The organism is Amycolatopsis sp. NPDC045836 (assembly GCF_056431745.1).
Genome location: NZ_JBWKKF010000028.1, coordinates 36453 through 49769, shown reverse-complemented (window position 1 = coordinate 49769; position 13317 = coordinate 36453). Strand labels below are relative to the sequence as shown.

Sequence of the window (13317 nt, the reverse complement as noted above, 5' to 3'; positions counted from 1 at the left end):
ACATTCCTTTCGTATTCGGGGAAGATTTCCGACGAACACCGGAAAGGTCCGTCGCGAAAGCGAGAGAAATAACCAGGATACCGCCGGAGATGCCACCCAGTTGACGGAGCTTCTCCAGCCTCGCCGCGCCGAGCGGCCGGTGTCAATTTCTTCAACCAGGCGTGAAACCCCGCTGACGCAGCACTTCCCTGTGCCAAGTTGGGTTTGTCCGCCCCGCGCGGACGAGCACTGTCCCCATTCGCGGAAAGGCATGAATACCATAGCTGGACAGCACAGGTTTTCGGTGAACATCGGCATACTGGCGCACATCGACGCGGGCAAGACCAGCCTCACCGAGCGGTTGCTCTACGACAGCGGCGCCATCGGCAGCTTGGGCAGCGTAGACGCCGGGAACACGCAGACCGATTCCACCGAAATCGAACGGAGGCGCGGCATCACCATTCGCACCGCGGTCGCCGCCTTCACCGCGGGTGAACGGCAGGTCAACCTGGTCGACACCCCGGGCCACTCCGAATTCGTCGCCGAGGTCGAGCGAGCCCTGCTCGTGCTCGACGGCGCGGTGCTGGTGCTTTCGGCGGTGGAAGGGGTCCAGGCGCAGACCCGCGTGCTGATGAAGACGTTGCGCGCGATGCGCCTGCCCACCCTCGTCTTCGTCAACAAGGTCGACCGCGCCGGCGCCCGTGGTGCCGCACTCCTCGACGAGATCCGCGAACGGCTCGCCACGCGGATCGTGCCGATGAACACCGCGAACGGCCTCGGCACCGCGGATGCACGCGTCCGCAGCACCTGGCGGGAGAACGCCGCGGAGGTGGCTGAACTCCTCGCCGACTCCGACGACGCCCTGCTGGCCAGGTTGGTGGCGGGCGAGGAGGTACCGGAAGACGAGGTGCTGCGCTCGCTTGCCGGGCAGGTCGCCACCGGCGCGATCTGCCCGGTGTTCTTCGGCTCGGCCAGAACCGGTGCGGGCGTGCCGGAATTGGTGGAGGGCGTGCGGCGGCTGCTCCCGGCCGCGACCGGGCGCCCCGACGGTGAACCCCGTGGCACGGTCTTCGCCCTCGAACGCGGCCGGGCCGGGGAAAAGCTCGCCTATGTCCGGCTGTTCGACGGTGAACTCCGGGCCAGGGACCGCGTCAGCTGTCACCGGCGCGAGCCAGATGGCTCCACCACCGGTTATTCAGCGCAGCTCAGCGGGGTGGAAGTGGTGGGTGACCGCGATCGGTTCACCGCGGGCGGCATCGCCCGCGTCCGCGGGCTGTCCGCCTGCCGGGTCGGTGACCGCATCGGCGCGCCGGACGAAAAGGGCGCCGAGGCCGCCCGGTTCGCCCGCCCCAGCCTGGAAACGCTGGTCGGTCCCCGCGAACCGGCCGAGGCTCCCCGGCTGCATTCGGCGCTGGTCACCCTCGCCGAGCACGATCCGCTGATCAGCACCAGGCCCGCCGGCGGCGGGCAGACCTCGGTCCTGCTCTACGGCGAAATCCAGAAGGAGATACTGGCCGAGACGCTCCTCCGCGATTTCGGTGTCGACGCGGTCTTCACCCCGACCCGGACGGTGTACCTGGAACGACCGGCCGGCCGCGGCTCGGCCGTGGTGCAGCTCGGCCGCTCGCCGTTCGTGGCCGGTGTCGGCCTGAGGGTCGAACCCGCTCCTCGCGGGGAGGGGGTGCACTTGCGGCGGGAGACCGAGTTCGGCGCGCTACCGCAGGCGTTCCACCGCGCGATCGAGGAAACCGTGCGCGAAGCGCTGGCGCAGGGCCTGTCCGGCTGGGCGGTGACCGACTGCGTGGTCACCGTGGTGCACACCGCCTTCGACAACGCGTGCAGCACCGGCGGGGACTTCCGGCTGCTCACCCCCGTCGTGCTGCTGCGGGCGCTGGACCGAGCGGGCACGCTGGTCTACGAACCCTGCCACAGCTTCGAGGCCGAGGTACCCGCCGACGCGCTCAGCCCGGCCACCTCCCACCTGCTCGCCTGCGAAGCACGCATCCGTGAGACCACGGCGACGAGCACGTCCTGGCACATCGAGGGGGACCTCCCGGCCCGGCAGGTCCACACCGTGACGAAGCTGCTGCCGGAGCTGACCAGGGGGGAAGGCGTGTGGTGGTCCCGCGCCCACGGCGATCGCCGGGTGCACGGCCCGGCTCCGGTCCGCGACCGCACCGACGGCAATCCGCTCAACACCCGCGAGTACCTGTTCCACCTCGCGCAGCGGGCCCGGTGAGCGCCGTGGTCCACGACGTGGTGGGAGCTGGTTTCGGCCCGGCCAACCTGGCGCTGGCCATCGCGCTGGACGAACTGCCCGCCGAAATCCGGCCGCGGGCGGTGTTCCTCGAGCGCAAGGCCGCCTTCGGCTGGCACCCCGGGCTGCTGCTGCCCGAGGCCACCATGCAGGTCAGCTTCCTCAAGGATCTGGTGACCCTGCGGAACCCGGCCAGCCGCTTCAGTTTCCTGTCCTACCTGCACGCACGGGATCGGCTCGCCGACTTCGTCAACCTCGGCGCACACTTCCCCACCCGGGTCGAATTCCACGACTACCTCGGCTGGGTCGAGGCGGAGTTCCGCGACCGCGTCGTCTACGACACCGAACTGGTGGATGTGCGACCGGTGCCCGGCGGCGACGTGGTGCGGTACTGGGACGTGGTGACGCGGACCGGCTCGGGGCGGGAGCTCGTCCGGCGGACGCGGAACCTGGTGCTCGCCACCGGGATCACCCCGTTCCTGCCGGCCTTCGCGCCACGCTCACCGCGGGTCTGGCACAGCGCCGAGTTCCTGCACCGGCTCACCGACTTGCCCGAACGGGCGGGCCTGCGGTTCGCTGTGGTCGGTGCCGGGCAGAGCGCCGCCGAGGTCGCCGCCCACCTGCACCAGCGCTTCCCCGACAGCCAGGTGCACGCCGTCATGTCGCGGTACGGCTACAGCCGCGCCGACGACTCGGCGTTCACCAACCGGGTGTTCGACCCGGCGGCCGTGGACGACTTCTTCCAGGCCCCACCCGAGATCCGGCGCAGGTTCCGCGACTACCACGCCAACACCAACTACTCGGTGGTCGACGACGACCTGATCTCCGAACTGTTCCGGCGCCACTACGACGAGAAGGTGCGCGGGCGGCAACGGCTCCACCTGGTGAACCTGGCCGAGGTGACCGGGATGCGGGCCGAGGGCAGCGGGGTGCGCGTCGGCATCCGGGCGCTGGGCACCGGCGAGCAGTGGGAACTGTCCGTCGACGTGGTGGTCTGCGCAACCGGTTACCGGCCGATGGATCCCGTCCGCCTGCTCGGTTCGGCTGCCGACCACATCGAACTCGACGAACAGGGCCTGCCCGCGGTGGAGCGCGACCACCGCGTGGTCACCGCACCCGGGGTGCACGCGGGGGTGTACCTGCAAGGCGGGACCGAGCACACGCACGGCCTTTCGTCTTCCCTGCTCTCCAACGTCGCCGTGCGGGCGGGGGAGATCGCCGGGGCGCTGGCGGCCCGGCGATCCCGCCCCGTCCCGGTCAGGCCGTCGGAACCCGCAGGTGCTCCTCCTGCAGTGCGATGACCGCCTCGGCGAGGTCGTCCTGGCCGAGGCGGTTCAGCAGCGCGCGGGTCGCCGCGTGCACCTTCTCGGTGGTCCGCTCTCGTTCGTCGGCGGAGAGCCCCGCGTGCAGGGCGGGGATCGGCTGGTAGCCGAGCGCTCCCGCCTTCATCGCCTTGGCCAGGAAGGGGGCGACCGCCGAGTACAGCGAAACCGCCGGGCACACCAGGGAAAGGCTCAGCGACTCGCCGCGGGAGACACCGGAGTGCAGCCAGAACAGCGGGATGTAGAGCAGGTCGTCCGGCGCGACCTCGAAGTGGAGCCTGGTCTCCTCCGGCAACCGGTGGCCGCCGACGCCGGGCAGGTTCATCATGCGCCTGGCGATGTCGGCCTGCTCGATGTTCGCCGGCGGGGCGAGGTACCAGTCCTTGGTTCCGCTCTGCTGGAGCACAAAATTGTCGCTGTGGTCGAAGTGCGCGCCGATACCGCTCGAAGAATGGGTGCGTACCGTGTCGAACCAGGTCTGCGGTGCACCGAACAACCTGCCGAATTCCGCCGCCCGCCGGGAAAGGTCGTCGTGGAAGGAGGAGACGCCCTCGATGAAGGTCACCTCGCCCGCGCGTTCTCTGATGGCGTGCCCGCCGCGCACCGCTGCTTCCTTGGCCGCGTCGAACTCCTCGACCGGCCACCGGCGGCCGAGGAAGCCGGGCGCCCCACCCCGCACCAGGAGCGGCTTCCGCCGCCAGAATTCACTGAAGAAGACGCCGGAATCGAATTCCTCGAGTTCGTACGTGGTGTTCTCGGTGTCCACTGGAGCTCCCCGCGGTCAATGATCGGAAAAATGCCTGATTCGGCAATTGAAACCTAGCCAGCGGCTTCCGCGGCGATCAACCATTTCACCCTGCGGTGAACGCCGCCGCCAACGGCGGCCGGAGGAGATCTCGCCGGAAGGGAATCCGCCACGCCGCGACCACCGCTCGGTGATGCCGTCCTTGCGGCGTTCTCCGATCACCCCCTGGCGCGGCGGAGTCGCCGACGACCTCGGTCGAGCCGGTTCGGCCAGCAGACCTTCACCATTTCAGGTCGACGTCATCCGGAAGATTGTGCACTTCAGGAACTGTTCATGGCCTACGCAGATCAGTAGTATGACGGTTGGCCGACTCGGGCGAGCCCTCCGCAAGATGGGAGTTCCTACAGAAAACTGTCAGGCCACCGGGAAAGCCGACTCCGCCATTGACCGGCGATTTTACATTTTTCTGACAATCCAAACTGGGGTGAATCTTGAGAACGACAACAACCAGAGCGGTACATCGCTCGCTGGCAGTGCTGGTGGCCGGGGTCGCCACGGCCACGCTGGCCGCCGCGCCGGCCTCCGCGGTCAGCAACGGGGTGCCGACCGGTGGCTACGGTGGGCCGTACCCGGGCAGCGTGCGCATCACCGTCGGCGACAACTTCCGCGCGTGCTCGGGGACGCTGGTCGACGACCAGTGGATCATCACCGCCGCGAGCTGTTTCGCGGAGAACCCGGCACAGGGCTTCCGCATCAACCCCGGCCCGCCGTCCCGCACCACCATCGCCCGCATCTACGCCGACGCGGTGGAAACGCGGGGAGGCGGCGGCTCCTACAACCTGACCCAGCGGATCGTCGACCTGCGCCCCCGGGAGGACCGCGACCTGGTCTTCGCCAAGCTGGAGGCCCGCGCCGGGCTCAGCGGCGCCAGGCTTTCGTCACGGCCACCCCAGCCTTCGGAAGCGCTGAAGATCGCCGGCTTCGGCCGTACCGCCACCGAATGGGTACCGCAACACCAGCACATCGCCGACACCGCGGTCTCCTCGATCGCCGGCACCACCTACGTCGTGCAGGGCGCCTCCGACACCTGCCGCGGCGACGCCGGTGGCCCCACCTACCGGGGCGACCAGTGGAATCCCGAATTGGTGGGCGTGCACTCCACGTCCTGGCAGAAAGGCTGCCTCGGCGCCACCGAAACCAGCCGCAGCGGATCCACCGAAGTGCGCGTAGACGACCTGATCGACTGGTTCGGCCAGCACAATCCGGACCAGTTCATCAAGTGCTCGTCCTTCACCCGCTTCTTCACCACGAAGCCCGGCGTGCTGACGCAGACGACGAACACCAGTCCGCCGAACAGCACCGCCAACGCCGCACTGGACGGCATCGACTACTGGGTGCACAACGCCACCGGCAATTCGGTTCCCGGTGTGCTGAAAGCCGGCCCCGGCGACGTGGCGTGGACGGTGCACCAGAAAACCGGCACCACCGATCCGTTCGCCGACGGGGACCTGCGGCTCTGGGACACCACCGTGGCCGGTCAGGTCAAGGGCGGGAACAAGGTCGGCTCCGGCTGGCAGTACTACCTGGCCACGGCCAACCGCGACAAGCTCACCGTGGACTCCCAGGGCCGGATCTACCGCATCGACCCCAACGGCGACCTGCGGGTGTTCACCTGGGACAGCGCGGCCAAACGCTGGCAGCACGACGGCGGCGTGGTGCTCGGCACCGGGTGGGACCGGTTCAAGTCCATCACCGCGGCCGGCGACGGCGTGCTCTACGGCCGCACCCCCGCGGGGGCCTTGATCCGCTTCCACTACGACCACAACAGCCAGGCGTGGCTCCAACGCGACCAGGTCACCCCGGGCAACTGGAACGGCTACGCCCAACTGGTCTCCCCCGGCAGCGATATCATCTACGGCACGCAGCTGCCGGCCACCGCGCAGAAGATCGCGTGGACGCGGTACAACCCGAACACCGGCACTTGGGCCCCCCATCGCGTCGTCGGCACCGCCGCGCACTGGGGCGGCGACCACTCGGTCACCATGCAACCGAACGTCTGCACCACCACCCGTCCGTGACGCCGGGCCGGTGACCCGGGCCGACCCGGGTCACCGGCTCCGGCCGCGACGAGACCGTGTGGCCACCCGGACACAGCGCCGGATCGGCCACCGCCACCACGCCGGCGCCGGACCGGACCCGGGGGTTGCGCGAAGTGAGCCCTCCGGGCCGGGTCAGCCAGACGATTCGTGCGCTCGGGCCGTGGGTGTCCCAGATCGGCGAAGATTCCGGTGAACGGCAGACACGAGGACCTGGTCACCGCCCGGTCGCTGAGCCCGGAGGGGCGACACCTGCCCACCTGGAACGACCGGGCCAAGACCCAGCGGCTGCTCGACGTGAGCGACCTCGACCACCCGCCGCCGCCGGCCACGCTGTCCGGGCACGGTGGCGTTCCGGCCGGACGGGCAGGTACTCGCCGGCGGCGCCACCGACCACGCCGCCCAACTCTGGGAACCGAGCCGGATTACGCCGCCGCGAGCACCTGCGCCACCGCGCGGCCGCCGATCAGCCGGGAGAACTGGGCCAGATGCCTGCCCGGGCACGAATACCGGCCACCGTGCGAGCGGTGAACCCGGCTCGTCCACGGGGCGCTGTTGACGTTGGCACACTGATCGAATGACAGGTTTGACCGCCGAACTCGTGGCCGAGGGCCGCGTCCCGCAGACACCGGCTCTCGCTCCGAACGGGCAGTTGCTCTGCTACGTCCTCGCCCCCACCAGCCGGATCGGTGACCACCTCGACTCCGCGCTCTGGCTCGCCGACATCGAAAACGACGGCGTGTGGCGTCGGGCGACGGCCGGCACCGCGACGGAGTCTCGCCCTCGCTGGTCCGCGGACTCGCGCTCGCTGTACTTCCTGTCCGACCGCGCGGAGCGTGGCACTTCGCAGCTGCACCGGCTCACCCCCGCTGACGGCGTGGTGATCGCGTTGACCGGCTGGCGCGCCGGCATCGTCGATCACCTGCCGCTCACCGAGCCCAACCTGGTTGCGCTGCTCGCCGAAGACGAGCCCACCGAGCAGGACAGGCGCCGCGCCCGGGACCGTGACGACGCCATTGTCGTCGGTGAGCGCGAACCGCGTGCCCGGCTGCGCCTGCTCGACCTGCGCACCGGCCAGGTCACCACCCCGAGCGTGTTCGGCGACCGGCACGTCGTGGAACTGCGGCAACGACCCGACGGTGGCCCGCTCGCCGTGCTCACCCAGGCCAGCCCCGACATGGACCACGGCCCCCGCACCGGCCGGCTGCACCTGTTCGACCCCACCACGGGGACCGCGGAGGACCTCGGACCGGTCGAGGCCGACGCGCAATCCCTGGCCTGGTGGCCGGCTGAAGACGGTTGGCACCTCGGTTACCTCGCCCTCACCCCACCGGTCCTCCACGCCGGCACCGCCGTGTTCGACCTGGCCATGAGCAGCCGCGTCCGCCGCAACCGCACCGCCGGCCTGCCGATGTGCCCCACCGAACTGTGCCAGAGCGACGCCGCTCCTCTGGTGGTGTTCGCCGACGGCCTGAACACGACCCTGGCCAGGCTCGATCCCGACGGTCCCACGCCACTGTCGCAGCACCCCGGCCGCCTCGACGCCCTCACCACCAACTCCGCGGGCACGTCGATCGCGGCACTGACCGGTACCCGTTACCAACCCACGAACGTTCGTGTTGGGCCACCGGCCGGGCCGCTGCGGAAGGTCACGGACACCCGCCCCGAACTGGAGGGCATCGCCTTCGGTACCCAGCGACCGCTGGCCTATCGAGCCGCCGACGGCCTCGAGCTGGACGGTCTGCTCGTGCTGCCGGCCGGGAAATCCGCTTCGGACGGCCCGTTCCCGCTCGTCACGATCGTGCACGGCGGCCCCTACGACCGGTACGCCGATCGACTCCAGCTGTTCTGGTTCCCCAGCGCACAGTGGCTGGCCACCGCCGGCCACGCGGTGTTCCTGCCCAACCCACGCGGCGGCCAAGGACACGGTCACGAGTTCGCCGCCAGCGTCGCGGGCAGGGTCGGCCAGGAGGAGTGGACCGACATCCTGACCGGCATCGACCTGCTCGTCGCCGAGGGCATCGCCGACCCCGACCGGCTGGGCATCGCCGGCGGGAGCCACGGCGGGTTCACGGCCGCCTGGGCGATCGGGCAGACCGACCGGTTTCGCGCCGCGCTGGTCAGCTCCGGCGTCACCGACTGGGGCATGCTGGCCGCGACCGGGGAGAACGGCCAGTTCGAGGCCGCGCTCGGCGGCAGCACCGGGTGGGAGGGGATCGGCCCGCACCCGCATGACGCGGTCAGCCCGGTCTCCTTCGCCGGCCGCGTCCGCACCCCGGTGCTCATCCTGCACGGCGCCGAGGACACCAACGTCCCCCTCGGCCAGGCCGTGTACTTCCACCGGGCACTGCGCCACTTCGGCGCCGAGCACGAGTTCGTGATCTACCCCAGGGAAGGCCACTCGATCCGGGAACGCAACCACCAACTCGACGTCCTGCGCCGCACCCGGGCCTGGTTCGACCGCTGGCTCCGGCCCTGACCGGGGACACCTGGTGCTGGCGTCGTTGTTCCCACCGGTCCGTTCCGCTGGTCACGGCCACACCACACGAGTGAGCCAGCGTCAAGACGTGGTTGCCCGCCAGCATGCCCACCGCCTGCCGAACTCCATGTTCAGCCAGACAGCTCGCCTTCGGGAAGAGGCGGGATCTACCGGATTTTGCCACACAGGTTGAAGTACCGCCCTGGCCAACCTGGACCCTTCCGGCATTGCGCATCCCTTGATACTCGTCCTCCGCCACTTGTCACCCCCCTACCGCTGTCGGCGGAGTGCAGTGCCCCGCCGGGGCGTGTCTGGGAGCCAAGGGATCGCGGGTTCGAATCCGGTCAGCCCGACCGGCGAGGGGGCCGTCTCCACGGGCAGGCCCTGACAGCGGTGGATCAGCGCCTTCGCGAGGCTGACCCGCCCCGTGGCAACGAGGGCGGGTCAGCGGGTGTCACGAGTGCTGCGAAACGACGGCTGGACGCGCGGCCGCCGCGGTCCCCGCCGTGGGCACCGGCAGGGGATGTGGCGCGATGTCGAGGTCGGCGTTCGGGAGCAGGCCGTCGACGAGGTATTCCTTGCCGATCCGCTGGGCCTCCCAGTTGACCATCGCCGGGTGGCTGCCGAACAAGCAGTGGGTGCCCGAGCCACGCTCGGTCACCAGCACTGAACCGGGCAGCCGCTCGTGCATCGCGACGGTGTTCGCGTACGGCGTCGCGGAGTCTCCTTCGACGCCGAAGAGCAGGACCGGCGGCAGGTTCTTCCCCGACGGCACGAGGCGCTGGTCGCGCACCGGCCAGTTGGCGCAGGCGGACGGGATCGACACGTTGTACCAGGCGAAATCGCTGCTCTTGGCCAGCTCGCCGAAATCGCGTTCGATCCTGGTCCGGTCCGTCGGCGCGTCGGAGTCGACGCAGGCGATCGAGATCATTCCCGCGATGGAGCTCTCCCCCTCCGCGCCACCGGATGGAGTCGCCCAGTCCAGCACGGCGCGATCGTCACCGCGCAGCACGTAGTCGGCCATCGCCTTCGCGAGGGGTTCCCAGTAGAGCTCGTGGGACAGGTTGGCGATGTAGACGTCCATCAGTTCCACCGCGCCGACGTTCTTCAACGGCCCGCGCGGCGCCTTCCGGAAGTCGCCGAGCAGCTTCTTCCACGCCGCGTCCACCTCGTCATGGCTCTTGCCGAGGTGGAACACGTTGTCGTACTGGGCGATCCAGCTCAAGTAGGCGTGCTCGCGGGCCACTCCCGCGGCGACCTGACCGGTCGAGTTGTGGTACCACATCTGCGGTTCCACCGGATTCATCGAGCTGTCGAGGACCATCCGGTCCACCCGGTCCGGGTACCGCTCGGCATACGCGCTGCCGAGGTAGGTGCCGTAGGAGTACCCCAGGTAGCTGATCTTCTCCTCGCCGAGCAGCGCGCGCACGCGGTCCATGTCCTGGATCACGTTGCGGCTGCCGGTGTACTTCAGCTTCTCGCCGTTCTTCTCCGCGCACGAGCGGGCGAAGGCCGTCCAGCGCTCCCAGCTCTTGTCCCGCTCTTCTGGCCGGTCCGGATCGGGCTGCAGCTGGCGCCAGTAGTCCTCGCCGACGCAGCTGAGCGGCTGGCTGTGGCCGGTGCCGCGGGAATCGAGGCCGATGATGTCGTAGGCCGCGAGCACTTCCTCCGGCAGCCGGGTGTACCCGGTCGCGTCCGGAGAGGACAGCTTGCCCGCCTGCATCACCGCGGAACCCGCCGGGCCGCCGGGGTTGACGAACAGCACGCCGCGCCGTTTCGCCGGGTCGGTACTGGCGTGCTTCGAGACGAGCACGTCCATCCGCGCGCCGAACGGCCGCGAATAGTCGAGCGGGACGTTGACCGTGGCGCATTCCAGTGCCGGGTACACCTGGGCGACATCCGCCGGGCAGGCCCCGAAGTCGAGCTGCGAAGTGGCGTGCGCCGGTGTGCTGGCGGCTGCCGCGGTGCCCATGGCGAGCAGCGCGGTCAGGCCGGTGGTGAGGAATCTCCTCATTCGAACCCCCAGTTCGATCGGACCCGGGGACTGTAGCGGCAGCGCCGGGCGCCAGCCCACCGGCGTGGACGAGCCGGGGTAGCCACTGGTGTGATGATCGCCATATTCCGGCGTGGCCTAATCGAGGGATGAGCGGGGCGGTTTCGACCAAACTCCTGTGGTCGTCACCGACTGGGGGGACGACGTACGAGAAATGAGTCCGATTTGTTCACCAAGTTACGGAGAACCGCGGCTTTCGGCGCCGCGGTCGCGGTCGTCGCGGGACTGTTCGGTCCGGTGGGTGCGGCGGGTGCCGCGCCGCAGGACGACATCCTCGACCAGCTCAAGCGGATCCCGGGTCTGACGGTGCTTTCCGAGGGCACGCCCCCGGCCCCGGAGCATCGCTATTTCGTGCTCGGCTACACGCAGCCCGTCGATCACCGCAAGCCGGACGGTGCCACCTTCCAGCAGCGGTTCAGCCTGGTGCACAAGTCGGTCGACCGGCCGATGATCCTGCACACCACCGGGTACGGGCTCTACCCGGCCCCGTTCCGCACCGAGACGACCCAGCTCGTCGGCGGCAATCAGATTTCGACCGAGCAGCGCTTCTTCCCGCCGTCCCGGCCGGAGCCGGCGAACTGGGACCACCTCACCACCTGGCAGGCGGCGACCGATCACCACCGGCTGGTGACCGCGCTCAAGCCGCTCTACACCAAGAACTGGCTGTCCAGCGGGGCCAGCAAGGGCGGGATGGCCTCGGTCTACCACAGCCGGTTCTACCCGGGTGATGTCGACGGCGTCGTCGCGTACGTGGCGCCGAACGACCGCGACAACGACGAGGACAGCGCCTACGACCGGTTCTTCGCGTCCGTCGGCCCCGAAGCCTGCCGCACCGCGCTCGCCGACCTCCAGGTGGAGGCGTTCGAGCGGAGGCCGGAATTGGTCGCCCTGCTGACGCAGCACGCGGCCAAGTCCGGCTGGACCTACGACAACATCGTCGGCAGCCTCGACCAGGCGTTCGAGAAGTCGGTGATGATGCTCGGCTGGGCGTTCTGGCAGTTCCTCGGCCAGGCGGAGTGCGCGAAGGTGCCGCCGGCCTCCGCCACCACCGAGCAGATCTTCGAGTACATCAACAACACCGTCGCCTTCGGCTCGTTCAGCGACAACGACCTCGGCCAGATGACGCCGTACTACTTCCACGCGATGACCGAACTCGGCTGGCCCCAGCCGCAGTTCGCGCACTTGCGCCCCTACCTCGAGTACCCGGACTCGTCGTCGGTGTACTCCAACGTTCCGCCGGAGCTGCACCGGGCGCACAACCCGGCTCCGATGCCCGACGTGGACCGGTGGGTGCGCACCTCCGGGCAGCGGATCATGTTCGTCTACGGGGAGAACGACCCCTGGAGCGCCGAGCGGTTCACGCCGAGCCCGCACGACTCGCACCTCTACACCGCACCGGGTGCGCACCACGGGGCGAAGATCTCGCTGCTCGCCGACGGTGACCGCCTCGCGGCGACCGACATCGTGCGCCGCTGGGCCGACGTCGGGTTCCAGACCGCCGGTGCGCCTCCGGTGATCAACCCGGCCGAGCTGGAGGTCGTCCGGACGCCGCTGCCGTTCTGATCCTCCCCTGCCCGCGGGCTCACCGCGCCGGCAGGAACCCGGCCGTGACGCGCTGCGTGGACGTGAAACGAAGTGTTCGGGAGCCACTGGTACCGCGGGGAAGCCGTGCCGCGCAGCGGCTCCGCCGAGGGCGGCTGGCGGGGCAGGGGCGGCCTTCCCGGTGATCACCGGGAAGGCCGCTCTCGAGCCTATTCGGGGAGGTCGTAGGCAGCGCTCACGGTTTCCCAGCCGCCCGGGCAGAAAGCCGTCCCGGGGTTGCCCGGCTGGCGCCAGTCGCTGAAGAAGACCAGCCATTCACCCGTGGTCGACTTGCACCGGACACCCACGCGGAACGCGATGTCGTGGCAGTTGCCCCCGGCCCGGTCGGAGAGCATCCAGATGGGATCGCAGTTCGCCATCGCCTGGTTCGAGGACGCCGCGCTGGTGGCGGGCGTGGTGGTGGCGGAGGCGGTGCCCGCGCCCAGTGCGGCCAGTGCACCGGCAGCGGGCAGCACGGCCAGCGCGAATAGGGACCTCTTCATTGTTCTCCTTTGACTTTCGGATGGGCTTCGAAAGTTAGAAACCGTCTCTGTCACGGCACTGTCACCAAGACGCGGACAGGGCCTCTCGGAGGCGCGAGCCCACTGCTGGAGCGCACCACCCGGGGGTGACTTCACCGTCCGCTGAAAGAGCGTCGATGCCTCTGTTCCTTAGATACAACGGGTTGGCGGCCCGACGAACCACTGCTCCAACGCGACGACTTCAGCGTCGCTGCCCGGTACTGACCAGTTCCTCGCTCGCCGCTCGGGGTTGGCTGCGCGGGTGCCAGGGCGGTGACACCGGC

9 protein-coding genes are annotated in these 13317 nt (G+C 69.7%); 6 read left to right on the top strand and 3 right to left on the bottom strand.

Annotated features, from left to right (window positions below; all coding sequences use genetic code 11):
- Positions 1 to 283 precede the first annotated feature (283 nt).
- Together AC07EG_RS35380 and AC07EG_RS35375 are read left to right on the top strand one after the other, a co-directional pair.
- Positions 284 to 2218: a GTP-binding protein gene (locus tag AC07EG_RS35380; protein WP_478257618.1), complete on the top strand. Its 1935-nt coding sequence runs from the start codon at positions 284 to 286 to the stop codon at positions 2216 to 2218.
- Positions 2215 to 3537 (top strand): lysine N(6)-hydroxylase/L-ornithine N(5)-oxygenase family protein, encoded by a 1323-nt coding sequence (locus AC07EG_RS35375; protein WP_478257617.1) that lies wholly within the window; start codon positions 2215 to 2217, stop codon positions 3535 to 3537. Before AC07EG_RS35380 ends, AC07EG_RS35375 begins: the two co-directional genes overlap by 4 nt.
- Here the strand turns inward: AC07EG_RS35375 and AC07EG_RS35370 are convergent.
- Positions 3494 to 4324 (bottom strand): JmjC domain-containing protein, encoded by an 831-nt coding sequence (locus tag AC07EG_RS35370; RefSeq protein ID WP_478257616.1) that lies wholly within the window; start codon positions 4322 to 4324, stop codon positions 3494 to 3496. The genes AC07EG_RS35375 and AC07EG_RS35370 overlap by 44 nt on opposite strands.
- A gap of 518 nt (positions 4325 to 4842) precedes the next feature.
- On the opposite strand from AC07EG_RS35370, the gene AC07EG_RS35365 reads away from it, so the two are divergent.
- The 3 genes from AC07EG_RS35365 to AC07EG_RS35355 all read left to right on the top strand — a co-directional run bounded on the left by AC07EG_RS35365 (position 4843) and on the right by AC07EG_RS35355 (position 8878).
- Positions 4843 to 6381 carry a tachylectin-related carbohydrate-binding protein gene (locus AC07EG_RS35365; RefSeq protein ID WP_478257615.1) on the top strand — a complete coding sequence of 513 codons (1539 nt, stop codon included), beginning with the start codon at positions 4843 to 4845 and terminating at the stop codon, positions 6379 to 6381.
- Between the two features lie 210 nt (positions 6382 to 6591).
- Entirely contained in the window at positions 6592 to 6930 is a 339-nt protein-coding gene (locus AC07EG_RS35360) for a hypothetical protein (protein ID WP_478257614.1), read from the top strand.
- A gap of 46 nt (positions 6931 to 6976) precedes the next feature.
- Positions 6977 to 8878, top strand: a complete 1902-nt coding sequence (locus tag AC07EG_RS35355; protein ID WP_478257613.1) for a S9 family peptidase — start codon at positions 6977 to 6979, stop codon at positions 8876 to 8878.
- 454 nt (positions 8879 to 9332) lie between these two features.
- On the opposite strand, the gene AC07EG_RS35350 is transcribed toward AC07EG_RS35355, so the two are convergent.
- On the bottom strand, positions 9333 to 10892 hold the full coding sequence (locus AC07EG_RS35350) for an alpha/beta hydrolase (RefSeq protein WP_478257612.1): 1560 nt from the start codon (positions 10890 to 10892) through the stop codon (positions 9333 to 9335).
- Positions 10893 to 11096: 204 nt separating this feature from the next.
- Between AC07EG_RS35350 and AC07EG_RS35345 the strand changes: the two genes are divergently transcribed.
- Complete coding sequence (locus tag AC07EG_RS35345) at positions 11097 to 12494, top strand: S28 family serine protease (RefSeq protein WP_478257611.1); 1398 nt, start codon at positions 11097 to 11099, stop codon at positions 12492 to 12494.
- Between the two features lie 188 nt (positions 12495 to 12682).
- On the opposite strand, the gene AC07EG_RS35340 is transcribed toward AC07EG_RS35345, so the two are convergent.
- A complete protein-coding gene (locus AC07EG_RS35340) occupies positions 12683 to 13015 on the bottom strand; it encodes a hypothetical protein (protein WP_478257610.1) in 333 nt (110 codons plus the stop codon).
- Positions 13016 to 13317: the final 302 nt, after the last annotated feature.